Annotated in this window: 26 protein-coding genes and 3 pseudogenes; 6 read left to right on the top strand and 23 right to left on the bottom strand. The window is 55.0% G+C overall.

The genetic code is table 11. The features are described 5' to 3' along the window. From exbD to FBY12_RS16580, 5 genes are all read left to right on the top strand, one after another. Positions 1–429 (top strand): TonB system transport protein ExbD, encoded by a 429-nt coding sequence (exbD, locus tag FBY12_RS16560; RefSeq protein WP_145254036.1) that lies wholly within the window; start codon positions 1–3, stop codon positions 427–429. Further along, positions 426–1,175, top strand: a complete 750-nt coding sequence (locus FBY12_RS16565; RefSeq protein WP_145254039.1) for an energy transducer TonB — start codon at positions 426–428, stop codon at positions 1,173–1,175. The genes exbD and FBY12_RS16565 overlap by 4 nt, the downstream gene beginning before the upstream one ends. A gap of 265 nt (positions 1,176–1,440) precedes the next feature. After that, positions 1,441–2,370, top strand: coding sequence for a hydrogen peroxide-inducible genes activator (locus FBY12_RS16570; RefSeq protein ID WP_121732336.1), 930 nt, complete (start codon positions 1,441–1,443; stop codon positions 2,368–2,370). A gap of 9 nt (positions 2,371–2,379) precedes the next feature. Continuing rightward, positions 2,380–4,455 (top strand): ATP-dependent DNA helicase RecG, encoded by a 2,076-nt coding sequence (gene recG / locus FBY12_RS16575; RefSeq protein ID WP_092276132.1) that lies wholly within the window; start codon positions 2,380–2,382, stop codon positions 4,453–4,455. A 77-nt stretch (positions 4,456–4,532) separates the two neighbouring features. Then, complete coding sequence (locus FBY12_RS16580; RefSeq protein WP_121757149.1) at positions 4,533–5,933, top strand: aminoacyl-tRNA deacylase and HDOD domain-containing protein; 1,401 nt, start codon at positions 4,533–4,535, stop codon at positions 5,931–5,933. A gap of 163 nt (positions 5,934–6,096) precedes the next feature. On the opposite strand, the gene FBY12_RS16585 is transcribed toward FBY12_RS16580, so the two are convergent. The 10 genes from FBY12_RS16585 to FBY12_RS16630 form a co-directional block, all read right to left on the bottom strand. Continuing rightward, complete coding sequence (locus FBY12_RS16585) at positions 6,097–6,480, bottom strand: helicase (RefSeq protein WP_145254042.1); 384 nt, start codon at positions 6,478–6,480, stop codon at positions 6,097–6,099. Positions 6,481–6,620: 140 nt separating this feature from the next. Beyond that, positions 6,621–7,211 carry a lysozyme inhibitor LprI family protein gene (locus tag FBY12_RS16590; protein ID WP_145254045.1) on the bottom strand — a complete coding sequence of 197 codons (591 nt, stop codon included), beginning with the start codon at positions 7,209–7,211 and terminating at the stop codon, positions 6,621–6,623. Beyond that, positions 7,211–8,935, bottom strand: coding sequence for a tetratricopeptide repeat protein (locus tag FBY12_RS27910; RefSeq protein WP_256663326.1), 1,725 nt, complete (start codon positions 8,933–8,935; stop codon positions 7,211–7,213). Before FBY12_RS27910 ends, FBY12_RS16590 begins: the two co-directional genes overlap by 1 nt. Beyond that, complete coding sequence (locus FBY12_RS16600; protein ID WP_231987149.1) at positions 8,932–9,354, bottom strand: hypothetical protein; 423 nt, start codon at positions 9,352–9,354, stop codon at positions 8,932–8,934. The genes FBY12_RS27910 and FBY12_RS16600 overlap by 4 nt, the downstream gene beginning before the upstream one ends. Positions 9,355–9,402: 48 nt before the next feature. After that, on the bottom strand, positions 9,403–9,960 hold the full coding sequence (locus FBY12_RS16605; protein ID WP_145254048.1) for a hypothetical protein: 558 nt from the start codon (positions 9,958–9,960) through the stop codon (positions 9,403–9,405). Between the two features lie 60 nt (positions 9,961–10,020). Continuing rightward, entirely contained in the window at positions 10,021–10,449 is a 429-nt protein-coding gene (locus FBY12_RS16610) for a hypothetical protein (protein WP_178111769.1), read from the bottom strand. 28 nt (positions 10,450–10,477) lie between these two features. Further along, a complete protein-coding gene (locus tag FBY12_RS16615; RefSeq protein ID WP_145254054.1) occupies positions 10,478–11,620 on the bottom strand; it encodes a sel1 repeat family protein in 1,143 nt (380 codons plus the stop codon). 249 nt (positions 11,621–11,869) lie between these two features. Next, positions 11,870–14,305 carry an alpha/beta fold hydrolase gene (locus FBY12_RS16620; RefSeq protein ID WP_145254057.1) on the bottom strand — a complete coding sequence of 812 codons (2,436 nt, stop codon included), beginning with the start codon at positions 14,303–14,305 and terminating at the stop codon, positions 11,870–11,872. Between the two features lie 9 nt (positions 14,306–14,314). Further along, the gene (locus FBY12_RS16625; protein ID WP_145254060.1) at positions 14,315–15,757 is read right to left on the bottom strand and encodes a TIGR01777 family oxidoreductase; all 1,443 of its coding nucleotides are present in this window, start codon (positions 15,755–15,757) and stop codon (positions 14,315–14,317) included. Then, positions 15,750–16,235: a cell division protein gene (locus FBY12_RS16630; RefSeq protein WP_145254063.1), complete on the bottom strand. Its 486-nt coding sequence runs from the start codon at positions 16,233–16,235 to the stop codon at positions 15,750–15,752. Before FBY12_RS16630 ends, FBY12_RS16625 begins: the two co-directional genes overlap by 8 nt. Before the next feature lie 465 nt (positions 16,236–16,700). On the opposite strand from FBY12_RS16630, the gene FBY12_RS16635 reads away from it, so the two are divergent. Next, on the top strand, positions 16,701–17,093 hold the full coding sequence (locus tag FBY12_RS16635) for a DUF6124 family protein (RefSeq protein WP_145254065.1): 393 nt from the start codon (positions 16,701–16,703) through the stop codon (positions 17,091–17,093). A 118-nt stretch (positions 17,094–17,211) separates the two neighbouring features. Here FBY12_RS16635 and FBY12_RS16640 read toward each other — a convergent pair whose 3' ends face one another. The 13 genes and pseudogenes from FBY12_RS16640 to FBY12_RS28160 all read right to left on the bottom strand — a co-directional run. Then, positions 17,212–17,940 (bottom strand): hypothetical protein, encoded by a 729-nt coding sequence (locus FBY12_RS16640; protein ID WP_145254068.1) that lies wholly within the window; start codon positions 17,938–17,940, stop codon positions 17,212–17,214. A gap of 326 nt (positions 17,941–18,266) precedes the next feature. Beyond that, a complete protein-coding gene (locus FBY12_RS16645; RefSeq protein WP_145254071.1) occupies positions 18,267–19,106 on the bottom strand; it encodes a M48 family metallopeptidase in 840 nt (279 codons plus the stop codon). Between the two features lie 184 nt (positions 19,107–19,290). After that, positions 19,291–19,548, bottom strand: coding sequence for a DUF3304 domain-containing protein (locus FBY12_RS16650; RefSeq protein ID WP_145254554.1), 258 nt, complete (start codon positions 19,546–19,548; stop codon positions 19,291–19,293). Between the two features lie 73 nt (positions 19,549–19,621). Next, a complete protein-coding gene (locus FBY12_RS16655) occupies positions 19,622–20,257 on the bottom strand; it encodes a DUF3304 domain-containing protein (protein ID WP_306092826.1) in 636 nt (211 codons plus the stop codon). Between the two features lie 132 nt (positions 20,258–20,389). Continuing rightward, the gene (locus FBY12_RS16660; RefSeq protein ID WP_145254074.1) at positions 20,390–20,944 is read right to left on the bottom strand and encodes a DUF3304 domain-containing protein; all 555 of its coding nucleotides are present in this window, start codon (positions 20,942–20,944) and stop codon (positions 20,390–20,392) included. Next, positions 20,929–21,480 (bottom strand): DUF3304 domain-containing protein, encoded by a 552-nt coding sequence (locus FBY12_RS16665; RefSeq protein WP_145254078.1) that lies wholly within the window; start codon positions 21,478–21,480, stop codon positions 20,929–20,931. Before FBY12_RS16665 ends, FBY12_RS16660 begins: the two co-directional genes overlap by 16 nt. Then, on the bottom strand, positions 21,480–22,286 hold the full coding sequence (locus FBY12_RS16670; RefSeq protein WP_145254080.1) for a DUF4123 domain-containing protein: 807 nt from the start codon (positions 22,284–22,286) through the stop codon (positions 21,480–21,482). Before FBY12_RS16670 ends, FBY12_RS16665 begins: the two co-directional genes overlap by 1 nt. A gap of 11 nt (positions 22,287–22,297) precedes the next feature. Then, positions 22,298–22,729, bottom strand: a pseudogene (locus FBY12_RS16675) (type VI secretion system tip protein VgrG); the annotation flags it as partial. Further along, positions 22,719–22,850: pseudogene (locus tag FBY12_RS27915) on the bottom strand (hypothetical protein); the annotation flags it as partial. The pseudogenes FBY12_RS27915 and FBY12_RS16675, both read right to left, overlap by 11 nt. Positions 22,851–22,937: 87 nt before the next feature. Beyond that, positions 22,938–23,846 (bottom strand): tetratricopeptide repeat protein, encoded by a 909-nt coding sequence (locus FBY12_RS16680; RefSeq protein WP_145254086.1) that lies wholly within the window; start codon positions 23,844–23,846, stop codon positions 22,938–22,940. 99 nt (positions 23,847–23,945) lie between these two features. Further along, positions 23,946–24,455: a hypothetical protein gene (locus FBY12_RS16685; RefSeq protein ID WP_145254089.1), complete on the bottom strand. Its 510-nt coding sequence runs from the start codon at positions 24,453–24,455 to the stop codon at positions 23,946–23,948. Positions 24,456–24,676: 221 nt separating this feature from the next. Continuing rightward, the gene (locus FBY12_RS16690) at positions 24,677–25,537 is read right to left on the bottom strand and encodes a hypothetical protein (RefSeq protein ID WP_256663327.1); all 861 of its coding nucleotides are present in this window, start codon (positions 25,535–25,537) and stop codon (positions 24,677–24,679) included. 14 nt (positions 25,538–25,551) lie between these two features. Continuing rightward, positions 25,552–25,964 (bottom strand): annotated as a pseudogene (locus FBY12_RS28160) (DUF2515 family protein); the annotation flags it as partial. Positions 25,965–26,155 lie beyond the last annotated feature (191 nt).

Consider the following 26,155-nt stretch of genomic DNA (forward strand, 5'->3'; position numbering starts at 1 on the left):
ATGGGCTTGCATTTGAAAGAAGGTGCGGACGACGATCTGCACGAGAACCACGAAATCAACGTCACGCCGTTTATCGACGTGATGCTGGTGCTGTTGATCATCTTCATGGTGGCCGCGCCGTTGGCCACCGTGGACATCAAGGTCGACCTGCCGGCCTCCAGCGCCAAACCGGCGCCACGGCCAGAGAAACCGGTGTTCCTCAGCGTGAAAGCTGACCAGCGCCTGTTCCTCGGTGAAGACGAAGTGAGGGTCGAAGCCCTCGGCGCCACACTCGACGCCCGGACCCAGGGCAAGAAAGACACGACGATCTTCTTCCAGGCCGATAAAGGCGTGGATTACGGCGACCTGATGAGCGTGATGGACAGCCTGCGCTCGGCCGGTTACCTGAAGGTCGGTCTGGTCGGGCTTGAGACGGCAGTCAAGAAATGATCACGACGCGCCATAAGCTGACGCGTTACAGCGGGAGCCTGGCCGTGGTGCTCGGCGTGCATGCGCTGGCCATCGCGCTGGCGGTGAACTGGACCGCGCGCCCGCCGATCGAGCTGCCACCGCAGGCGATGATGGTCGAGTTGGCGCCGGTTCCGGCCCCGCCACCGCCCGCCCCGCCGAAGGTGATCACGCCGCCGCAGCCACCGGCCCCGGTGGAAGAACTGCCGATCCCGAAACTGGCGGAAGTGGCGAAAGCCGAGATCGCTGTGCCGAAACCGGTCAAACCCAAGCCAAAGCCTAAACCGCCCAAGCCTGTGGAGAAAAAACCGGAGCCGCCGAAGGAGAAACCGTCCGAGGAAAAACCGAGCGACGCGCAACCGACGCAGGCACCGACCGAGAAATCCGCGCAGCCAGCGCCGGGCCCATCGCCCGCGCAACAGGCCGCCAAGGCCAGTTGGCAAGGCACCCTGCTCGCTCACTTGGCCAAGTACAAAAAGTACCCGGCCAGTGCGCAATCGCGGGGCAAGGAAGGGCTGAACCGCCTGCGCTTTGTGGTCGATGCTGAAGGCAATGTATTGTCGTACGAGCTGGTCGGCCGGTCTGGTAACGCCGATCTGGACCGCGCGACGCTGGAAATGATCAAACGCGCCCAACCCCTGCCCAAGCCACCGGCAGACATGCTGAACAATGGCTCGATTGAAATTGTTGCGCCGTTTGTTTACTCGCTGGAAAAACGCCGACGCTAAACCACCGCGCACTCTGTAGGAGCAAAGCTTGCTCGCGAAGAGGCCATCACATCCAACATCCATGTTGGCTGATAAACCGCTTTCGCGAGCAAGCTTCGCTCCTACAGGGTCATGCAGCGCCCATAAAGGCACCGAAAGGTGCCTTTTGCGTCTCCGCCAACGGCAAACCTGCATTGCCCGGTGTCACTCACCACGCTCTCTCTGATAACGTGCGTCTATCGATTGCAGCCGGTATGCTTGGCCCGCAACTTCACGGACGCTTGCTATGACTCTTACAGAATTACGCTACATCGTTACCCTCGCCCAAGAGCAGCACTTCGGCCACGCGGCCGAGCGTTGCCACGTCAGTCAGCCGACCCTGTCGGTGGGCGTGAAAAAGCTTGAAGACGAACTCGGTGTGCTGATTTTCGAGCGCAGCAAGAGCGCCGTGCGCCTGACCCCGGTCGGCGAAGGCATCGTCGCCCAGGCGCAGAAAGTCCTCGAGCAGGCGCAAGGCATCCGCGAGCTGGCCCAGGCCGGCAAGAACCAACTGACCGCACCGCTGAAAGTCGGCGCGATCTACACCGTCGGCCCGTACCTGTTTCCGCACCTGATCCCGCAACTGCACCGGGTCGCCCCGCAGATGCCGTTGTACATCGAAGAAAACTTCACCCACGTGCTGCGCGACAAACTGCGCAACGGCGAGCTCGACGCGATCATCATCGCCCTGCCGTTCAATGAAGCCGATGTGCTGACCCTGCCGCTCTACGACGAGCCGTTCTATGTGCTGATGCCGGCGCAACATCCGTGGACCAAAAAAGAATCGATCGACGCCGCCCTGCTCAACGACAAGAGCCTGCTGCTGCTCGGCGAAGGCCACTGCTTCCGCGATCAAGTGCTGGAAGCCTGCCCGACGCTGGGCAAGGGCAATGACGGCGCCAAGCACACCACCGTCGAATCCAGCTCGCTGGAAACCATCCGCCACATGGTTGCCTCCGGTCTCGGCATTTCGATCCTGCCGCTGTCGGCGGTCGACAGCCACCATTACGCACCGGGCGTAATTGCCGTGCGCCCACTGACGCCGCCAGTGCCGTTCCGTACCGTGGCAATTGCCTGGCGCGCTAGCTTCCCGCGTCCGAAAGCCATCGAAATCCTCGCTGACTCCATTCGCCTGTGCTCGGTGGCCAAGCCGCAAGCGCCGGTGGTGGCCGGTTAAGTCGCAGCCATGACCGAGTTGTCGCAAGTGTCGGTGACCGCACTCAAGGGTGTCGGTGAAGCCATGGCCGAGAAATTGGCCAAGGTCGGTCTGGAGAATCTCCAGGACGTGCTGTTTCACTTGCCGCTGCGGTATCAGGACCGCACGCGCGTGGTCCCGATCGGCCATTTGCGCCCCGGCCAGGATGCCGTGGTCGAAGGCACCGTCAGCGGCGCCGACGTGGTCATGGGCCGTCGCCGCAGTCTGGTCGTGCGGATCCAGGACGGCACCGGCGGGCTCAGCCTGCGCTTCTACCATTTCAGCAACGCGCAGAAAGAAGGCCTCAAGCGTGGCACGCGAATCCGCTGCTACGGCGAAGCGCGGCCCGGCGCTTCGGGGCTGGAAATCTACCACCCGGAATACCGCGCCATCACCGGCGACGAACCGCCGCCCGTGGATGAAACGCTCACGCCGGTCTACCCGCTCACCGAAGGCCTGACCCAGCAGCGTTTGCGCCAACTGTGCATGCAAACCCTGACCCTGCTCGGCCCGACCAGCCTGCCCGACTGGCTGCCGACCGAACTGGCGCGCGACTATCAACTGGCGCCGCTGGCGGACGCAATCCGCTACCTGCATCACCCGCCCGCCGACGCCGACGTCGATGAACTCGCCATCGGTCATCACTGGGCGCAGCACCGTTTGGCGTTCGAAGAACTGCTGACGCATCAACTGTCCCAGCAGCGCCTGCGCGAAAGCATGCGTTCACTGCGCGCGCCAGCGATGCCGAAAGCCACCCGGTTGCCTGCCAAATACCTGGCCAATCTCGGCTTCACGCCGACGGGCGCGCAGCAACGGGTCGGCAACGAAATCGCCTACGACCTCAGTCAGCACGAACCGATGCTGCGGCTGATTCAGGGCGATGTCGGCGCGGGTAAAACTGTGGTCGCCGCCCTCGCCGCCCTGCAAGCGCTGGAGGCCGGTTATCAAGTCGCGCTGATGGCGCCGACCGAGATCCTCGCCGAGCAGCATTTCATCACGTTCAAGCGCTGGCTCGAGCCGTTGGGCATCGAAGTCGCATGGCTGGCCGGCAAGCTGAAAGGCAAGAATCGCGTCGCCGCGCTGGAGCAGATCGCCAACGGTGCGCCCATGGTGGTCGGCACTCACGCACTGTTTCAGGAAGAAGTGCGGTTCAAGAACCTCGCACTGGCGATCATCGACGAACAGCACCGTTTTGGCGTGCAGCAACGTCTGGCGCTGCGGCAGAAAGGCGTCGGCGGGCGCATGTGCCCACACCAATTGATCATGACCGCGACGCCGATCCCTCGGACGCTGGCCATGAGCGCTTACGCCGACCTCGACACCTCGATCCTCGACGAACTGCCGCCCGGCCGCACCCCGGTCAACACCGTGCTGGTCACCGACACGCGGCGCGTCGAAGTCATCGAGCGCGTGCGCGGCGCCTGTGCCGAAGGGCGTCAGGCGTATTGGGTGTGCACGCTGATCGAAGAATCCGAAGAGCTGACCTGCCAGGCCGCCGAGACCACTTTTGAGGACCTCACCGCCGCGCTCGGCGAGTTGAAGGTCGGGCTGATCCACGGGCGCATGAAGCCTGTGGAGAAAGCCGCAGTGATGGCCGAATTCAAGGCTGGCAACCTGCAACTGCTGGTCGCGACCACGGTGATCGAAGTCGGCGTCGACGTGCCCAACGCCAGCCTGATGATCATCGAAAACCCCGAACGCCTCGGCCTCGCGCAACTGCACCAATTGCGTGGCCGGGTCGGCCGGGGCAGCGCCGCCAGCCATTGCGTGCTGCTCTACCATCCGCCGCTGTCGCAAATCGGCCGTCAGCGCCTGGGCATCATGCGCGAAACCAACGACGGTTTTGTCATCGCCGAAAAAGACTTGGAACTGCGCGGCCCCGGCGAAATGCTCGGCACGCGCCAGACTGGCCTGCTGCAATTCAAGGTGGCGGACCTGATGCGCGACGCCGATTTATTGCCCGCCGTGCGCGACGCGGCGCAGGCGTTGCTGGAACGCTGGCCTGATCATGTCAGCCCGTTGCTCGATCGCTGGTTGCGTCATGGGCAGCAATACGGACAAGTGTGAGCACCGTCGCAGTTTCCGGACACTCGGTCCGGGGAAGCTGTTTATACTCCTGCAATTGTTGAAAACGGACACAGACCATGACCGAAGCTGCTCTCGTCCCAGAAGCCCCGCACGCCCCGTCTGTCATTCGCTTGCTGCTCGGCAAGTTGGGCATTGCTTACGAAGAAGTCATTGACCACCACGGCCTCAACGCCGCGCGAAAAGTGCAAGCGGTGTTGGTTGACGATGCCGTCGGCGCGCTCATGGTGCTGTTCCCGCAAAGCCAATTGCTGGACCTCAATCGCCTCGCCGAACTGACTGGCCGGCGCTTGACGGCAGTGTCCACCGAGCGTCTGGAAAAGATGCTCGGCAAACATAACCTGAGCTTGCTGCCCGGCCTGCCGGCGCTCACCAGTTCGCCGTGTCTGTACGAAGAAAGTCTGCTGCGCGAGCCGAAGTTGCTGATCAACTCCGGTGAGCCGAACGTGCTGCTGGAAATCACCAGCGACGCTTTCAAGACAATGTTGACCAAGGCCAGCGCCGCCAATTTCGGCGAGAACCTTACCAGCATCCGCCCCAACCTCGACCGCCCGGACGATGACCGCGAGGAAATCACCCAGGCCGTTCAGGCATTCACCGCGCGGCGCATCCAGCAACGTCTGGAAGCCACCATCGAGATTCCCCCGCTGGCCGAAACTGCGCAGAAAATCATCAAACTGCGGGTCGATCCCAACGCGACGATTGATGACATCACTGGCGTGGTCGAAACCGATCCGGCGCTGGCCGCGCAAGTCGTGAGTTGGGCGGCGTCGCCTTATTACGCTTCGCCGGGCAAGATACGTTCGGTGGAAGACGCGATCGTCCGCGTGCTCGGTTTTGATCTGGTGATCAACCTGGCGCTGGGTCTGGCCCTCGGCAAAACCCTGAGCCTGCCCAAAGATCATCCGCAACACACCACGCCGTACTGGCAGCAATCGATTTACACCGCCGCCGTCATCGAAGGCCTGACCCGCGCCATGCCGCGCGCCCAGCGCCCCGAGGCGGGCCTGACCTACCTCGCCGGCCTGCTGCACAACTTCGGTTATTTGCTGCTGGCGCACGTGTTCCCGCCGCACTTTTCGCTGATCTGCCGTCACCTTGAGGTCAACCCGCACCTGTGCCACAGCTATGTCGAGCAACATCTGCTGGGCATCAGTCGCGAACAGATCGGCTCGTGGTTGATGCGTTATTGGGACATGCCCGACGAGCTGGCCACGGCGTTGCGCTTCCAGCACGACCCGACATATGACGGCGCCTACGCCGAATACCCGAACCTGGTGTGCCTGGCCGTGCGTTTGCTGCGCAGTCGCGGCGTCGGCTCGGGACCGGATGAAGACATCCCGGATGCGCTGCTGGAGCGCGTCGGCCTGAGCCGCGAGAAAGCCAACGACGTGGTCAGCAAAGTCCTCGAAGCCGAAGTGCTGCTGCGCGAACTGGCCTCGCAGTTCTCTCAGGGCTGAAAGCATTCGCGGGCAAGCCTCGCTCCTACGGATCACCTAATCCTGTGGGAGCGAGGCTTGCCCGCGATGAACCCAACTCGGTCTTCCTGGCTACCTGATCGTTCCCACGCTCCGCGTGGTAACGCATCCCGTGACGCTCCGCGTCACAGCCCCAACACCGAACTCAAGCCTTAGGCTTAGCCTTCCTCGGCTTCAAATACTTGGTCAAACCCTGGAACCAGATCACCAGCGCCGGGTTGCCCTTGATCTGAATCGACTTGTCCTGAATCCCCGTCATAAACGCCAACTGCTTGTTCTTCGCCTGCATCGTCGCGAAACCATAAGCCGCGTCTTTGAAAGCAATCGCAAACGCCGGCTCGGGGTACATCCCGGACTTGCTGGTGATGCGCTGATTCTTTACCAAAAAGTGCCGCGCCACTTTCCCGTCCAGGGTCTGTAGCTGAAACACCAATTCCTTGTCACCCAACTGCTGTTGAAACGCAGGATTAGTCCGACTGGCCTTACCCATCAACAAACCCAGTATCCACAGAAGAAAACGAAATTTCATGCGTGCAGCCTCAAAAGGAAATGAACGGCGGGCGCAGTGTAGCGACTTCGGTGGATAACGACACTATCGGGTTGTGTTGGAAGAAGATATAGCACTTTTTGGCGTAAATGACTGCCAAGTCACGATTTCCGACTGACTAATCAGCGATAGATCGGCAACTGGAAGCGCATTCTCTGCCCGCAGTACTCCAAGTCTTCGCGGAATAAGATGAAGGCCATTTCACAATGGCCATCCACGTAGTGCTGCCAGACCGGGTCAACCAATGCCTCTCCTCCCAAGCGATCAGCCACCGCGCCCAACGTCATAGCTTGATCCTTGCCCACCATCGCCTGCATCGCATTGTAGAAACCATCGTTGGTCATCCCTGTCTGCAGATACATCAACTCGCTCAATCGTCCATTGGTGGTGTGCAGTAAACAGGACCATTTTTTGAGTGCCGGATCCTCACCAGTACCGGCATGTTGATAAAGCTCTTGGCAATACTCTTCCTTGAATTCCACCCAACTGCGCTGCACATCTGCCAACAGTTTCCTGTCGTCCGGGGAAAGACTGGCCAACGCTTTTTTGTATTGATCATTTAGCGATGAATCGAGTCGGTCGAAGGTTTCCTGACTGCAAATCAGCAGGTCGGGATTCTCAAAACTGTCGGGCTGACAGGATGGTTGAGCGAAAACCGGAGATATGAACGTCGCTAAGGCAATACCGGCTAATACCTTTGTGTATCCCCACATCACTCAACTACTCCATCACTGCGCTCAGTCACTCGCGCAGGAATCTTCGACGCCTTACGCGCGTCAGTCATCCACGAGGCGTACTGCTTGTAAGCCTGTGCCGCCCGCACTTTATCCTTCAGTCCCCAGTAACTGTCCGCGAGGTTCAGATAGGCCACGGTCCGGTTGGGATTTCGGGCAATCACCGCGTTCAACAACTCGATGGATTCTTGGTAATAACCGGTTTCACCCAATAGAAACCCCAAGTCGTTAGACCAGCCGGGTAGCTGAGGAAAATCATACTTTGAAGCGATGTAGCCTTCTGGATCGCATTGGCCTGCGTTGTTGTACATCAGGAAGCTTCCCATCAACTCCCGGACCGCCTCGGTCTGCCCTTTTCGATACAGCGCCAACGCCTTGTCGAGCTTTTCCGCGACGTCAGTCATCATCAATTTCTTGTAGTCGGCAGACTTAGGGTGCAAGTCAGACAGCTGCTCAAACACCTTGCGCCCCTCGAAAGACGCCAATGACTTTTCGCCGATCATTCCTAGAGGCATTTCTCGAACACCGACAATCGAGTGATCACAGGCGTCGTTGTTCGTTACCTGCAACACGCTTTTCAGCTCAAATTGTCTGGAGCTTTTGTTGTAGCGAAACACCAGGTTGAAATTATAAACGGCGTTATCTTCTTCGCTGCTGACCAGTACAAGGGCGCTCCCGGCTTCGGCAGAAGACTGTTTGACCGACACAGGCTCACCCTGCATATCGATCACATTAAGCACGCCTGCCGGGTTGTTGATGATGTTGACACTGAAGACATCGTTCATGGCAGTCGAGTATTGGCTCTTGACCAACGGCAACGCCTTGGAGGTATCCAGCAGGATGTCGTCGCCGGTGCCGTGTTCGCGTGTGATCTGCAGGCGGCGGAAGTCTGCCCCGGTGGCTCCGGACAGCACAGACACGTTTTGCCGGGATGCATCGCCTAATAAGCTGGCCGATAGTTTTTTGATGACTGTTGTCTGGGTGGCTGCGGTACTTCGTTGCGCGACTTCTCCCTTATTCAGGGAGGCCGTTTTTTTCCAAGTTGACTCGCAGCCGGAATAACACGCCAACTTCAACAATTCAGGTTGATCAGTGCCCTCAAACAGATAAGTCGCAGAACCATTTTGTTGCCCGTCGTTGTATACCGGAACGCTAACCGCCAACGTACCGGCCGCCAACGACTCGGGTGCGCCATCCGCTACTGATGGGGCGTAGGATTCAACGTCCTTGCAAACAGCATCGAGTGAGGATTCCAGGAGCCCCTGCCCTGCCGGGAAGCTCAGCTTCGCGTTGACCGGACGACAGTCATAGCCATGCCAGTACGGACCCACTTGCATCGAGATATTCAAAGAAAAAATATAGATATGGTTCAGGACAATGTCTTTACCGTCATAACTGAAGTCCACCCAACGACGGGTTTTGGCAGAAGAGTAATTTTCACTCTCCAGAATGTAACGGCTGCCGGATCGGTACAGCGCGTTGGTAAACATGGCGCCTGTATATTCGGGCCCGTCGAACAGTTTCTTTCCTGAGCGGGCATCTAAAATGTAGCCGTCTGCACTCAAGGCAACTGAACAACTGCCGGGGGCCTTGCCGTAATACTCACAGATCGTGGCGTGGGGAAAAACCAACTCAGTGGCACCCGCGCCAAAGCTCAATAGCGCCATCAGGAACATTGAAATCTTCAAGGTAAACAGTTTCACCACTGACACCCCTTCTCAGCAGAAGTCTCAATCAAGGGGTGATGATCAAACTCAAACCGTTTCTTGGTTTTGGCATTGGTGTAGGACATGCCGTAAATCAACGCACCTTGGCGAACCATGACGTATTCACCCGTGACTGCGCCACCGACGACTTCCACCCATGTGGTGGTGAACTGAAAAGGCCGGCCCTCGGCCATTTCTTCTTGCTCGGTACTTTTGAATACCAACGGGATCGACTCTTTGGACGTCCCATACCTAGCGCCCGCCCCGCTCCACTTGGCGGCCTCGTCACGGTAGATCCTGAAATCCAGCTTTATGTCCTTGCCTTCCAAGGATTGAAAACAGTCAATTTCCGTTTCCACTTCGCTGTGAGCGAATGCGGGGAAGGCTAGCCACATCAGCATCAATAACTTTTTCAAAGACAACTCCCTTGTTTTGACTAGTCCATACCCTTGCGCCCAGCCAGATCAAGGCTGCCCATAAGTAATCTTTTTTATCTCCGGGCTTTCGCCGCGAAGGTCTTTCGCAGTCACGCCGTAGGCTTCCATCAATGCTTCAGATGAGCCTTTAGAGCCCTTCGCGCCAAACGACTGGTAAGAATCGCCATAGGTAAACATCTCCAATTCGCCGGCCGTTGAGTAATAGCCAAACCATTGCTTGCAAACGTCACAACCAGAATGGCCACCAATGGCGACAAGACTGCCCTTTGTCCCTTTGAGGCAGCCCATCGCACTTACAAGAGTGACCACCATCGGTGTGCTTGCGCCGTCCATGGTCAATTGGGAAACCCGCTTAAGTTTGCGCTTTAGCTCCTTGCCGTTGAAAGTGATGGTCTGGTTGGAGCACACCGGGAGCTGGTGTTCTTGATCGTCCTGCACCCTCACCGACCGGCAAGATGAAATCAATGCCACTTCGTCGCCACCGCATTGCAAGACATCGCGTTGGGTGTAGGCATCCGGTGGGGCGGCAAAAACCGCCAGTGTGAACAACGCCGAAACGCTGCCCACGAATAAACGCTGAATCATCGAACAAATCCTCAAGGTACTAAATCGGCAGTCCTTTCATGTTGTAACTCCTGAATAAATTCACTGTTCCCATTGGCATCCTTTCTCCGCAGAAAAATCGATACTCCAGTTGTGAGAAAAGTCGTACTGCCTACCATTCGATTTCTTCGTGTAAGTCATGGAAAGGACTGTTACGCCCTGACTCACCATTTCGTACTCGCCGGACACCTTACCGTCAGACACCTCGGTCCACGTGGTGGTGGCCAGCCAAGGCATATCCGGGCTCACTTCCTCTGCTTGGTGGTCGGTTAAAACCAGAGGAATCGCCACACCGGAGGATGCGTACTTAACAAACCCACCGTGCCATTTGTTCGTTTCGTCGTAGTAAGTCCGAAGCTCGAATTTCACCGGACTCCCCTCACCCCTTTCAAAACAAAGATTCTCCGACACAACTTCGCAGTGAGCCGCCAACGGCAGCACGCTAATGACCAACAGCAGCAATCTCTTCACTTCAAATCCTTTGAAATAACTCCGGCATTCAAATCGAGAAATCCTGCACTTCGTCCAGTCCCCAACACCCATCAAAACTGAACCGGTAAATAACCTGATAACCCGTATCCGGTTTTTGCAGTTTCACCGTCGCCGACGTCTCGCTCTTGTCCACGACCTCTAGCGTCAGCCCTTGCGTCTCACGCGTCTTCGCCTCAGGGATCAGCGGGAATACCAGTTCGCTGCGATCCAGCAACGTACTGACCTGCTTCTGCTCAGGCTCGGCGTCCACTGTGATCTGCTTCTTCATCGGGACACGGGTAAAAGCTTTTTGAATGGCCGGGCTTTCCATGAAGTCGGCTAAAAACGCCTCGAGATTCTTCGACGGACAGGCCAATGCCTGGGGTTCCTCAGCAGGTTCATGCGCCAGGCACGGCTTGGCCGTGTCGACCGTTATGCCCTGAGCAATCAGTTGTTCCGCATTGGTGCGCGAACCTTCCTCTCCCTTGTTTGCCGCCGCCAGGTAACAGGCCAGCGCCCGTTGCGAATCCTGAATGCCCAGCGTGCCCCGCTGAAAGGCACTGCCAAGGTCGTTGAGCGCATAGGGCGCGCCTTGCGCAGCGGACCTTTTCAACGCCGCCAGGGATTTTGCCGGGTCGGCGCAAGGGCGCGGGTCGCCGTACTCGCCTTCGTCGCAATAAAACCCGGACAGCGCGTGGCTGGCCTGGGCGAGCGTTTGGGAACCTTGAATATAAAGTTCGAGGATTTTGCTGTTGTCCAGGCGCGGCTGTCCCGAAAGGCTGACTGACGCGGCCGCATAGGCAGCCTGGTCGTTACCTTGGGCGGCACCGTCCAGGTAACTGTCCAGGGACGAAACATACAATTGCACATCGGCCGGATACCCCGACTCGTTCGTCAGCGCGTCATACAGCGCGCCTCGCTTGAGGGCACGGGCACCCGGCGCAGCGCGCAGTTCCCCTTGTTGCGCGGACAGCACTTTTTCCAGTGACCAGTCTTCGACCCGCACCAATTTCCAGCAGTCGCCGAACTTGAACGTGAAGACCTTCAGCACTTCGCCTTTGCGGTCGCGGACGAATACATAGTTGGGCAGTTGAACCTGCAAGCTCAGCCCGGATTTGGCGATGTAATCCGCAGACAGTTCAACCAACGATCGCGGGCTCAGCATCGGCACTTGGCGTTGCACCACCCGGGGTTTCGACCCGGTGGAAACCACTGACGACTCCATCACCGGCGAAGCGATAAAGGCTGGCTGAGTGTCAGTATTCGCCGTAAACGCGGTGACGAACTCCGCAAAATTGGCGCTGGGGCACTGCACTGCGCCCGACTCCGCCGCGAACACCGCCGACGACATCACCAGCGCCAACCACGCCAGGCATCCACGCTTCACACCCGCCACAAGAGAATTCCTTTTCATCAAAAACTACTTCACCAACGTCAGTTCACCATCGCGATACAGCACCTCACACCCCAGCCACGCCACATCGACCTGAGGCAGCACCGCCGAAGGTTTGCGCAGTTCACGCAACAACGTCGAGCCATGGGATAAGCGCCCGCCCATGCGCGCAATCACCGCCCGCGCGGCTTGATAGTGCGCGTGGCGTCCGGGGTCCAAGGTGTCTTCGAGCAAAATGTCGTCGCCCAGAATCCCCTGCACCTGCCCCGGATAAATCATAAAACCCGTCGCCTGCTCGGTACCTTCGCGACCGTCCTGCCAGAAGCTGCCGGCGCGGCTGCGGATGTCTGGATGCGGCGCGAACCAATGCGCTCGATCCGCCATCGGCATCGCGTGATGCAGGCGAAAAAACACCCGCATCAGGTTGTCGCGGTACCACTCGCGCACTTGCAGGTAGTAGCCACGCAGGCCCGGCAGGCCGGTGGAATGAGCCACCCGGATAAGCCCCGACCATTGCGGGAAGGCCTGCAACGGCAGATCCGTCGGTGCCGGGCGCGGCGTGGCCGGATCGGTTTCCGACGGCAATCGATGCGGGCTGTTTTCCAGGTCGTCATACGCCGTCGGCGGCCGGCCCAGCAGGTCGCCGCCGCTGCTGGCCAATGATGTGGCGATGCACAGATTGCCTTGCACCACGAACACGTAAAACCGGGTGAACCAGTCGGCCAGTTGTTGGCCGTCGGCACCTTGGCCGATGAGTTCGCAGAGCTCCTGATCGAAGCGTTGCAAACCCCTTTCCAACGTCAGCAAATGCCCACGTGCGATGCGTTGCATGCGAAGAAACAACGGCAACGAACGCAGTATTCGCAGCGGCCGCCACGGCAGATGCGGTGTCGCGCCGCCAACCTCACCGGCATAGCTGCTGGCGGAAATGCCCCAGTCGGCCAGTCGCGCCAGAAACAGATCATTGTTGATGTACGAAGCGCCGCCAAACACTGCGGTAAACGGCTCGTTATCCTGCAACACCCGCGAATCCCACCGCGCCATGATCGCCGGAATACTCGCCGCCGCACGGCGCTGGGCGTACTCCACCAGCACGCTTGGTTGCGGCGGCAGAATCTCGGCGATGTTGGCGGCGGTCAGGTGCCGGCGCCAGCCGTAGTCGCTGATAGGCCGGTATTGCAGCAGCCAGAGTTGCTGGCCGTCCCAGGCCCATTCGACGTCGCCGGGCACGTAATGAAACACCCGCAAGACGCCTTGCAGAAAGCGCCATAACGCGTCCGCCGTCAGGCCATGGGAAGGTTTGAATGTTTCGCTGCTCCACGATTCACCGAGACGGGAAATGATCGCGCGCTCGGGGCTGACGTGCCCGTCGGCCAGCGACTCCAGATGACCTTCAACCCACTCCAGTTCTACCGACAGATGCCGAACAAAAGCGATCCCGGACACCTGCGGTGTGATAAACCGCTGCACCACCACTTCCTCAACGCCCGCCGCGCTCAATTCGCTGATGCGCGCAGCGACATTAGGCGCCGGTTCGCGCAGGAACGTGGTGCTCAACCCGGCATTCGCTGCATCGGCCTGATCTTCGCCGTAACTGGAAGAACGCACGGCCCACGTGGCACCCGGTTGGCTGGTGAGAAATGGCGACAACCGTGAGTCATGACAATCGTTGAGCGACAGCGCTGGCGGCACTGCCTGCCCGGCCAACTCGGCGAGGCGTAAACGGCCACCCTTGGTATGCGCAACGAATCCACGCTCGCCCGACTCCAGCCACGCGGCGAATTCGGCCGGCGCGTCGATCCACGGGTAATGACCCCAACCGGTTTTCAGGCTGATGGTCAGGTCTGCGCGGGCCAGAATCGCCGACCACGCGGCGGCTTGTGCAATGCCGAGCACGTTGTCCTGGTCACCCCAAACCAGCTCGACCGGGTCGGTGATCCACTCCAGCAGCGGCAACGCGGTGTCGGCGCGCACCAGGTCCCAGTGCGGCACAAACGCGCGACATCGCGCATAACCGGCGCCCATGCGCTGATACTGCGCGGGCGTCCAGGTCTGGTTGGAGAACTTGCGGGCGAACACAGCGGGTTTATTCGACAGCAACCAATGAATCGTCTTGCGGATCGGCAGCGGCGACATCAGCGCCGGCAGCCGTCGTTGCCACAGAAACGCGCCGACCGGCGCCAGCAACACACTGCGACAAAAATGCCCCGGCTTGCGTTGCAGCGCATGCAGCACCAACAACGCGTTGACCCCGACCGCCATGATCGCGCTGCCCTCAACCGTCATCGCCAGCAAGGCTCGCGCGTAATCGGCGAGGTCTTCGCACGGCGCCTGCGGATTGTCGCCGAAGCCCGGCAACTCAAGCGGCAGTACCTGGTAGCGCTGAAAATGCGGCAGCGCGTCATCCCACCAATCGGCGGCGCTGCCATTGCCGGCCAGCAGGTACATCAGCGGCTTGCTCATGAACAGTCCTCAGGCCAGATCGCGCAGGGCAGCGTCGAGTGTCGGATAACGAAACGTGTAACCGGCCTCGGTCAATCGGCTCGGCACCACACGCTGCCCGTCGAAAAACAACTGGGCCATTTCACCCGCCAACACTCGCACTGGCGCCGCCGGAATGTGAAACCACACCGGGCGTTTCAGGGCTTTACCGACGCGCTCGGCGAACACACCTTGGCTCACCGCATCCGGCGCGACGAGGTTGTAGGTGCCGCTCAAATGGTTGTCATCGAACGACCGTGCAATCACTTGAATCACGTCGTCGCGATGCACCCAACTCATGATCTGCTGGCCATCGCCCATGCGCCCGCCGAAACCCAAACGGAACGGAATCAGCAATGGCAATAACGCGCCGCCCGGGCCAAACACCACGCCCAAGCGCAACACCACCTGACGCACGCCGAACTCGGTTGCCGGTCGCGCGGCGGCTTCCCAGCGCGCGCACAGCTCGGACATGAAGCCGTCGCCCTTGCTCGCCTGTTCATCCAGGCTTTCGCTGGCATCACGCACGCCGTAATAGCCGATGGCCGAGGCCTGAATCCACAACGCCGGTTTGTGTCTGGCGTTTTTCAGCCAGGCCATCAGCGCCTCGGTGGTGTTGACCCGGCTGGCGATCAATTGCGCCTGTCGCTTGGCACTCCAGCGCGGCCCGGCGACCGGCGCGCCCGCGAGGTTGATCACCACGTCGAAGGTTTCGTCGTAGCCGAGTTTGCTCAGCGAACGCACGCACCGCGCGCGACCATCGAACAGGTAAGCCGCTTTCAATGGATCGCGCGCCAACACGCTGACCGTGTGCCCCGCGTCGAGCAATTGATTGACCAGCACTTCGCCGATAAACCCGGTGCCCCCGGTCACCAGCACACGTTTGTAGGCGCCACCGGCAAACGGGTTCGACGGTTTACCCTCGCGCTGCATGCGCCACGCCGCTAAACCGTCGCGAATGCCCGAAGCCGTGACGCCGGCGGCGAACAGCGTCAGCAACCAGCCACGCCAGCCAAAATCAATCGCGCTCAACCCGGTCGGCAGACTCGCCCACTGCGCCAGTTGCACGCCGTACAACGCGAAAAATGCGCCGCCATTCACCGCCAAAACGGTGTGCATGATTCGCTCGATGGCCGGCAGTTTGCGAGTGCGATCCTCAACCACGAAATCCCACAGCGTCAGGCAAATTTCCAGGGCAAACAGCAGCGCGATCACAATCGCCCATGTGCCTTGGAACGCCAGATGCGCCATGCCGAGAAACAGAATCCCGTAGAAACACGAGCGCATCGCGTGGATCGACAACTCCAGCCGCGCACTGTGCCGATACGGCAGCGCGACCGTCAGCTCGTGGTGATAGATGGTATCCAGCGCACCCAGAATGGCCTGCGCAATCAGTAGCGTGACCGCCCAATCGAGAAGTGAAAAATCAGCCATTTGTGGCGGCCCTCAGTGTGAGGTTTGAAGTGGCGGCGCGGCGGTCGTGGCGATATAGCCAGACCAGCGGCGGCAGCAAAGTGAGCAGCGCGAAACTGTCGACCCAAAGGTGTAACCAGAGCTGCGCGGTCAGGGAAATCAGCATGTCCTGCGGCGCCCAAACGACGATGCCGGCGATCAACCAGCCCCATGCGATGGAGGTTTTGAGGCGATTGCCCAAGTGCACGAGCGCGAACATATAGAGGGAATAGCTTTGCAGCGTGGCGCCGAACAGGGCCAGCCACCAGACTTGTTGCTCGCGGGCGGCGCGCGGCGGCAGGTCAGGCCAGAAGCCGTGTTCGATGGTTTGCAGGTAGCCGTCGAGCAGGCCGGAGTCGCCGGCCCAGGTCAGGATGAGGCTGACGAATAAATGCACCAGCGCGGCGGCATATAGCCACGCGACGAGGGCTTGGCGAGGGCGATTTTGGGGGACTGGCATTCCGTGTCCTGAGGTCTTCCTTGAGGGGGGCAAGTCTAAAGGGTTTATCGGTGAATGGCGGTTGTTGATTGGAAATAAATCGGCGATTTATATGACAGGAAACGTCGTGGTGTAGGACCCGATCCGGGTGGTGTTTTTCCGAGGTGACTGCCCGCAAACCTCTCGGAAATTTCCTTCAAGTCGTGGGGCTATGCGTGAACTAGGCGAGGTTGGGTTTCATCGATAACCTTGTTTTCGTCAGCGCAAAATCGGTGACTCGGACGTGCAAGTCCGGACCAGGTGCATGAATGGTATGGCTATTCGTCGAGTGTTTTCCTATCCTCGCGGATCGTTATGGCAGCTGTGCGTCGGAGATCTGCGGATCTGCCGGGTCCTGGTCCGGTCTTGCACACCAACGCACAGCTGCCACCTCTTTCGAAGTGCAAGCGAAACGGTGTCAGTCTCTTAATTCCAGGAGCTACATCTATGTTCAAACCAACACCTAACCCGCCCGAAGACGTATCGATAACCCCTTACGAATCCCTCGATTCGAAGAAGCTCCACGAAGCCGCCGAGCGCGCCCTCGACTACCATCTCGGGCCGAACCCCGACGCGAAAGCCAAACCCAAACCGCGCAAAGGCGCGCTGTTCACCGCCTCCTCCGACCTCAACACCGAAACACTTTTGGCCAATGCATCCGAAGACCTGCTAGCCATCAGCGCCATCGCTGCAGACCTGGCGGACGACGTGGAAGGCACACGCCGCTCGGTAGCGTTGGCGCTGAGTCGATTGGCCGACGGGGTGCAATTGATGGTGGAACGAGCGCTGGATCAAATTGATTCGCCTGATCCAAAGGGTCGGCACGTGGCTACGGCGTAATAAACGTACGAAGGGGACTTAATGTCCCCTTTTACGGTTACTAGCTGCACCGCGAGATTTACAGAAGCGACTGGCCTTTAAAAACAGCGGTAAAACTTGTCCCTTCTATGTGCCCATATCACTTCAACAACGCTTTCAATCCTGCGTAATCATAGCGTGTAAAAGAATTTTCGATACCTTTTGTAGCGACATCCAAGTATTTAGGCGATTTCAAATCATTCACGTTATAGACAGAAAAAATCGTATCGACTACAAACTGGTGCTGAGTGCTGCCTTTCTTGATCGCGACTGATGGCGCCTCAGACAACAAATTACTTTGCGCTTTATAAGTGCGGACCAGATGAATGTCTTTGTATTGCGCTTCATCCACATTCAATGGTATCGCCGGAGTATTGCTCAGAGAGGTAATCGAGATAGTCCCAGTTGCATCTTTCCACGCATCAGAGAATGCATAAATCGACTCTTCATAATCTTCGGTTAGCGGCCTTTCAAGACCGCAAACTGCTTTACTAATTAGAATTCCGTTTCGATCATTACGTATGTTTGTATATACACAATCGATGACTGCGCGGTCTTTTTGTCTACTCAGAGTAAAATAAGCTTCAAACGGAGTCGCGGATGCTAGATTCTCGTAATGCAAGGCTCTGGCGCCATTGAAGTCAACGAGCTCTCGTGTTACCTCGCCCTTATCGCCAATAACCCCGTCAACTGTCTGGCTTCCGCCCGCCCAGCTGATTTTCAGGCTTTGATTTTCCGCACTAACTTCATAAACATCAGCCGATGAGGAGGGGACTTTTTCAGTAGCGGACACAGTAGCCGAAAGGCTTATGAAGAGAAGTGAGAACAAATTTATGCTTATCATTTTATCGAGTCTCTGGCGCTACGGATGTAGCTTTAAAAATAGCTTCAAATTTAGTGGCGTAGCTGGCAATACGTTAGATAAGCGTGCAGATTTATTTTTTCGATAGACATCATCTCGCTCGCAGGTACACCTGTCCCCTTCATTTTCTCGAAGCCCTTGCGCTGAAGCGATTGTTTATTTGGGTGCACCTACTTGGCGAGTGAGCGCTGCATATATTGATTAATGGATCCCAAAGAACTCAGATCCACGGCGGCGTAAAAGAACGGAAACAAATCCGTTCTATTTACGCCCTTTATGACACAATTGAAAAATTATATGGATGTAGAAACACGCTCAAATACTCGCGGCGGAATCTTTGACTTTTTATTCTTAGCTATCATCAGCCTTTTATATTCCGCATATTGTTTTACAGCGTCACTCTTTTCGCCAATCGCCCAGTTAGAGTCCGCCAAATTCAACCAAGCTGCGGCTCTTTTCGGTTGAGCTACCACGACATCATTCAAAAACGGAATAGATTCCAAATATTTATTATTTTCTTGTAGAAAATAGCCATAATCATTTATCGCGGAAATTACTGCGTCGCCCAACTCTTTATCTGACAGCCATGCTTTTTGATAATTTTCGACAAAAGGAGACAGTTCCATAATTGCTTCTTCTTTCTGTCCTTTCTTAAATAAGTACAGAGCATCCGCATGAGCAAGATCGATCATTTCCGCGAATACATGTTTATGTCGCCTGTCTGCAGGCGTTACTTGCTCGTACCGATTAATCAAACTACTGTCTAATGCACATATACCAATATAATCGGCGTCATTTATAGTGATTGAATTATTACTATTTTCAATCTGTAGCCTTTTTCCTTCCGCCTGGTCATTACCATAACTGGTAAGTGCCGTATTGACCGGAATAAACTCCCCTTTAAAACCTCCTTTTACAGCCGTCAGGCTTGCCGCGATTACGCAACTACCTGAAGTAGCTTCGCCAGCGTCGTTCTCACCTGCAACAACAAGTAGCGAAGCACTTCCTTTATGCTCGGTTATTGCCGCACTTCCTGAGGATGAAGCGTACAGTGACAAACTATCTTGAGCTATTGAAACGCCAACAAAGAATAGAGCAAAAGCAAACATGAAGAATTTAGTAGCCGCTTTCATCTTTTAAACGCCCCTGTGCTTTCGTTTTTTCTGAGTCAAATCGATCTGCCACGCCCTGCTGCACGTCAAAGATAAGGGGACAGATTTATTTTTTCGATAGACAGCATCTCGCTTACAGATAAACCTGTCCCCCTTCATTTTCTCGAATCCCCTTGCGCTGAAGCGATTGTTGAATTTGGTGCACCTACATGGGCAGTGAGCGCTGCATATATTGATTACTTGATCCAGAGGACTCAGGGTCCACGGTGACGAAAAAGAACGAAAATAAATCCGTCCTCTTTACGCTCAAACCCGGCCCCCAAACTTGCGGCACCATCCCACAGCGCACCTCACTGCCGCACCTTGATGCGGCCCACATTCCCTCCCCCCCAGCGCCGTTGAGGCTAAACCAGTTGATCGCCGCGGAGGTGTGGTTAAAACCGGTCACTGATATATCGAGCATTATCGAGCCTTTCTTGCAGGCATCCAATGCCAATACCCCACCATTAACAGGCCAACCTTGGCGCAACCGTGACTCATGAACCAGGACATATCATCGGCTCCTCCATATTCATTGGAAAGTTATATGGATAGTCTGGCTCTCCGCGCTTAATGTTGTCAGCGGATACGCGAACTTGATCACATGGAAGAAAATGCACTTTTAAAGATCCTGCGACTTCATACCTCGGAATGTCGACAGTCACTGTGTGGTGAGTATATTTAGCAGCGTGCTTTTTTAACTCTGCACGAAAGGCGTCCGTACCAAGAGGGGGCCGTTTAGTTGATGAGTTTGAATTAGGATCCGCCTCCCACTCAACAATTGCTCTTAATCCAAGAGTCCATACCCTTGGTATAACACCACAACAAACTTCGCTTCCTCCACCTTGATGCGGGCCTATGTTCGGTCCTACAGTGCCATTGACGGTAAATCTATTAATAGCGGCGGAAGTATGGTTATAGCCTGTAACCGACGTAGGGAGCATTTTTGACTCTGCTTGGCAGGCAATTATGGTTAATACGCCCGCTAGCGACAAGACCACTCGTACAAATCGCTTCCTAATTTCTTTTCCGGCCCGGGATAGAACGTTCATATCTGACCAGCGGAATAATCTGACAAATGAAAATGACTTCCCAAAACACCTGCCGACGCATTTACCTATAAGATTCAACATACCTTCGGCCCTCCATGTTCAACGGGTGATTTTTAAATGCCCGGAGAACCGGGTTGATGCTGTCTGAGAATTTAAATATTTGTTAGCGAGATAAAAATTATATTTTTTTCGCCATCAGGTTCACGAACCTCTCTAAATTGCCGAACATGTCGCCGTCTCCTTTATCCGAAAATAAACATTGTCGGGATAATTCGGGTGCTTCGGTGTAAAGCAAGTCGTGGAGACCCTCACCTGATCACAAGCAAGAAAGTGAACTTGAAGCGCGCAAAACTCACTACCGTATTGTGGAATTTCAACAGTCGCTTTGTGGTGAGAGACATTGACTGCGTGCTTCTTATAGTCTTCCTGATCAATTTGCCCATATTTATCACGCTTAACAAATTTATCGGGATTAGGATCTTTATCCCACTCAACGACCGCCCTAAGCCCCGAACTCCATTGAGCAGGGAGCATGCTGCAGCAAACTTGACTCCCTCCACCTTGAAATGCCGAAATATTGTGTCCCCCGGCACCATTCACGGTGAACTTGATGATACTGGCCGAAGTATGATTAAACCCTGTTACAGGTGTTGACACCATTTCGGGTTGCGTATGGCAACCGCTTAATACCAACAGACTCAGGCAAAGCAATCCACCATAACTCCGAGATCCGAAGTCCCTAAAAAGCCCAATTAAAGAACCGGACATGTCGTCGACTCCTTTACATGGAAATAAGCCTTGTCGGGATAGTTCGGATGCCCGGAGGTATGACAAGTCGTGGACACTCTTACTTGATCGCAAGGAAAAAAGTGAACTTGCAAAGCGCAAACTTCTTCAGCGTACTTAGGAATTTCTACAGTAGCTGAGTGATGAGAATAGCCAACGGTGTGGCGAATAGCCGCCTCTTTGACAATTTGGCCGTACTGATCACGCTCTAGGGATTCGTATGGCTTTGGGTCTTTGTTCCATTCGATAAACGCTCTAAGTTCAGAGGTCCATTGAACAGGAAGTACGCCGCAGCAAACTTCACCTCCAGCCTGATTGGGTGGAATGCTAGGACCGCCAGCGCCATTGATACTGAACCGTATAATTTCTGCGGAGGTATGGTTATAACCAGTGACCGATGCGGACACCATTTCAGGATGAGCATGGCACCCACTCACCCCCACTAACGCCACCAACACCCACCCACGGACTAGCCAGGAACGCACCGCCTGCCCTGCAACCCCCGCCACACCACTCATCAAATCAACTCCCTAACCGGCTCATCAATCACAAACGCCGAGTTCTCCACCAACCATTGATCAATAAACGACTCCCGCTCTTCCGGCTCTTTCAGTCCTTTCTGACTCGCCGCCAATTGGCTGCGGTACAGATGACGAATCAGGCTTTCATTGCGGCTCAGACCGTAGCGCTGCGGGATGGCGCAGTGATCGATGCGGTAGGCATGGGCTTCGCTCCATACGAGCAAATTGGCCACTTGTGGGTGGTCGAACATGACGGGGGCGCTGGGTGGGACGCGGGCGTGGCGGATGTAGTTGCCCGGCAGGCTTTGCGGGTGTTGATCGCGGTCGAGCCAGTGCCAGGAAATGACGGCTGCGTGGAAGGCGTTGCTCTGCACAGGCGTGAGGGTTTCGACGACCGGCAGTAACATGCGCGGGTCGTAATAACGCAGCACGCCCTCCGAACGGCCTTGGTTCCATTGCGCTTGGAGGAAGCCGCGTAGATGGTTGGCCAGTGCTTCGAAATCCCAAGGGCTGAACAGAGCGACGACGTGTTTGTTGCAGTCGACGGCGCTGATGAAGGTTTTCAGCCAGGGCCGTTGGGAGGTTTCCACGCGCAGCAGCAACGGGCCGAAATCGGCGATGGCGACTTCCGGGGTGTTTTCGAACAATTTGGCCAGTTTCGGCGCGTCGGTTTGCTCTGCCAGTTCTTGCAGCAAGGGATAGTCGAGGCTGGTGGCGTCGATCAGCAGGTCGAGGTGCTGGTGCTGCAGTTGCTGGGCGTTGACCCATAACTCGTCGAGCCAGTGCGCGTTAGTTTTATGCATGATGTCGTCCCTTATCGTGCGGCCAAAGCCTGAGCATTACGTTTGGCCCGTGCCAGGCATTCCTTGCACACTGGCGGTGGCGGCATCGGCGCGGGGGTATTGCCGAGAGCCTGAGGCGGTACTTTGCCGGCAATGTCAGAATCCGCAGCCCCCGGCAGCACCGGCGGTTTAATCCAGATCCCCGTGCCCGAACCTGCCGACCCGCCCGCATTAATCTTGATCACCGGCCCAACCACCGTAATCCCACCGGCATCCAGCTTGATGAAACTCCCCCCGGCCTTAACCGTGAGCTCCATCCCCGCCTCAATAACAATCTTGTCCCTAGCCTTCAGATGTATCTCTTTCCCGACACTCGTCAGCTGCGCAGTCCCCAACTTCACATGCTGGTTCTGCCCAATCGTCAGGTGATCATCCATCCGCACTTCACTCTTGCGGTCGGCAAGCCGTTACCCTCGCTTGTAAATAGTCGGCGCGGTGTCTTTCGAGGGCGCGTTGGCTGAGGAACTTGCCGCGCGCGCGGTCGATGAAACGGCCCGGGTAGTCGTAGTCTTCCAGGTCGGGCTCAGCGCTTTCGCCGAAAATTCAATTCCTTCTGATCACATCCATACCTCCAGATATTTCACTAAAATAAATCTAATACTTTTACTCGTATTATTTGCTTCTATTAGTGGCGCGCTCAGGAATTTTTTGTTTCTTGCCTGACACCATCATCAAATCGATGTATTTTTTATAGTTATCTGACGCTCTGTTCTTCTCACCCTTCGACCAATATGCATCCGCAATATTTAAGTAAGCAACCACACGATCGGGACTACCGGAGATAACTTTCTCCAGCAACCAAATTGCATCATCATTAAAGCCCGCCTGCTGCCAGTAGTATGCAATATCATTATACGACTGCTGATCAGATTTAGAATAGCCAAAGTTGCTGACATACAGCGCAACAAACTGCTCCTTAGGGAAATTTTGAAACCTAACCTTTTCCTTATAGAGTCTAGCCGTAGCATTCTTAAACTCAGATAAAGACTCATCTTTCAACTTGGCAAAGTCTCGCATTACCAGATTTTTTTTAGCTTCGCAATCCGACGTAGTGCAAACGTCTGCCGCGATCGATTTTTCGACCGAATAGCAATACGGTTGTGTCGCTCCATCAGGGCCAGGAATCTTTTGTAGATTAATTAATACATCTGAGTTCACTTGAGGATTTTTACAATAAGGTACCAATCCAAACGAATCAGGGACGCTGGCTTTGTTTTTTCCTATATCAATAGAGCTAACTATCTTACTGCTCTCAATAGTCTTCACGGGAGAGTTTCCAGCAGTATCGATCAACCAAAATTTATTTTCCTGAGATGTGCAATCACACTCACAGCTCAAGACATATGTTCCTGAACGTATATCCCATTTTGTCTTTGCAACTTCGCCTGAAGCGCGATAATTATTAGTCACAGCAACAGAACACACGTTACTATCCGGATCACAGACCATATTTTTATTATCTGCCAACACCGGAGCCGCGCAAACCAAAAGAAGAAAAGAAAAAATAATATTAAATTTCACACACGTCGCTCTCAAAATTCTTTTTACAGTGGGCATACATCACCCTTCATATCTATATCTCAATACGCATCTGCCAGATTCAGAATCGCGACTAAATGCTTACTCAGATGCTCCTTCGTATCTCTTAGTTTCCGGATTGAACTTCCAAACATGAGGAGTCACTAATGCATCTCCACCTTTCTGCTGAATACTTCCATCCGGATTTCGCTTATAGGAATATATTTTTATATTTTTAAATTTGGCGCCACTGCTCTTATCAGAATCCAGAACTTCAACTTTGGCAAAATAGTCACTACCTACCAATTTAAGGTAACCGTGGCATTGAAGTAAAAAGCTAAAAACTCTGTCTCCGCTAGACCCTGCCCCTGTAGATGCCTCGTAAATAAAGTCATCATTACTGTCTCCGCTGAGGTCGCCGGTATAAACAATTCTCCCATGATCTGTAATAAACTCGGTAGAACTTATCGTAGCAAGAACCTTGGTTTTGCCATCACCCAACTTCCAGTCTGTTATAAAGCTTTTAGAGTCTGTATCAGCATTGCAAAACTCACCTTCAACTGACCATGCAAGGGTCGAAAACAAGCCAATTAAAACGAAAAGATATTTCATACTTTAAGCATGCATAATGAAAGTATCCCGCCCAGGCCTTGTTGCATCCTGCGGGAAGTTAAACCATAGGTAAGCGCGATGCTGATGAAATACGGGGACAGATTTATTTTTCCACGAGGTGATCTGCATAAATAAATCTTTCCACTTTTGTTTAAATAATGTGCAAAACCGACGATGCATAGACACCGTCGACCTTACAATTTATTTCTTAGTTACTCGCCTTAATTCAATGCCTTAACGGCAGGATCTTGATAGCTAGTATCTATCTCAATGCCTGCATCGACTGCCTTTTTTTCACGAGCGTTTCTAATTTTTTGAAATTCCTTGAGACGCGCCGGCAATAGTTCCTTCCAGCGTGCCTTATCTTTAGTCTCGCTAAACGAAGCGACCCAGTACTCACGCTCTGTCGTGAAGTTCAAACTGACCAAGTACGTTCCGCGCTCTTTTGGCAGATCTTCAGAATCATGTCGCCACGCCTGCAACTTCAGGTGATTGCCATCTTTGAAAAAATGCCAATTATAAAAATCGTTTACCTCCAACCATTGCTCAACATCAATTTGATAGTCTGGATCCAACCATGGATGACTTAAAACATAGTCACCTAAAATTTTATTGGGTGTAGCCACTTTGTCATTTTGCGATCCTGAAATCCTAGGATCTGAAGGAGAATAATAATGCTTCCAACCAGCCGCCTTGATTTCCTTCATCAGTTCATACAAAAAAGCCTGATAGGCTTCATGCTTGCTGTTATCAGGCAAACTCTTTATCGACAATTCGATATTTTCTATATCAGGCCCAACATCTTTATCAACTGCAATGGAGACGCTGGCGACTTGATCAAGCTTCAGATCTTTATCTACAACTACTGAAGGGAGAGTTTCGCTATTAAAAGATGCGCTAATCTTGTACCAGCACATATTCACCTGTGCCATACATTCTTCTTCAAACTTCAAAGGGCTATTTGAAATCAGATCTTGGATGTTCTGATGTAGCTGAATTTGAATCAATGATTGATTACCGGCCATCGTTTTACCCCCAATAGTGTCTGCATCGCCGCAAGCAGCCAATAAAAAGAACAGCACAAAAAAACAATATCTCATTGGGTGTTTTTCCAGGTAGAGATGGTTTCGATTTCTTGTTCCATATAGTCCTTCTTGTCGCCCATTAACTTATCGTACTGATCGGCGATTTTTTTAATGAATTCCATTCGATCCGATTCATTGAATAGATCACCCTTTGTCATTTGAACCCTTAACGCCTCAGCCTTTACGTCGCATGCGGAACTGAAAGAAGCTACACGTAGCGGTACCAACGGGGCGCCCTCAAGTGCCGCTTGAGTTGTTAGCACCTTTTGGTCGCAGTGGATTTCTTCACCCTTGGGCCCGGTGACCAGCGCGGTCCGGCTGCCGAGTACGCGCGGTTTCGGGTGTTGCAGGCGGGGCGGTAGAACATTGCCCACGGGGTGGCGAGGAAGCGGTTGCGATAGCCTTGGTGGAAGTCTTCTATAGATCTATGCACACACGCTGAAAACTTAACCGTTATGCCCTTCATACCCTTCAACCCATAAAAGCAGTCGAACCATAAACCTGTTTTAGCCTGAAAGAATTTTTTCTTAGCAATACTAATTTCCTCGTCAGAGTTCCAAAGCATGAAAGGAGACATCATCACACGGACAGCGGTAGAAACAGAAGCTGATGAAT

The sequence above is a fragment of the Pseudomonas sp. SJZ131 genome, from assembly GCF_007828705.1.
Classification (GTDB): Bacteria; Pseudomonadota; Gammaproteobacteria; order Pseudomonadales; family Pseudomonadaceae; genus Aquipseudomonas; species Aquipseudomonas prosekii.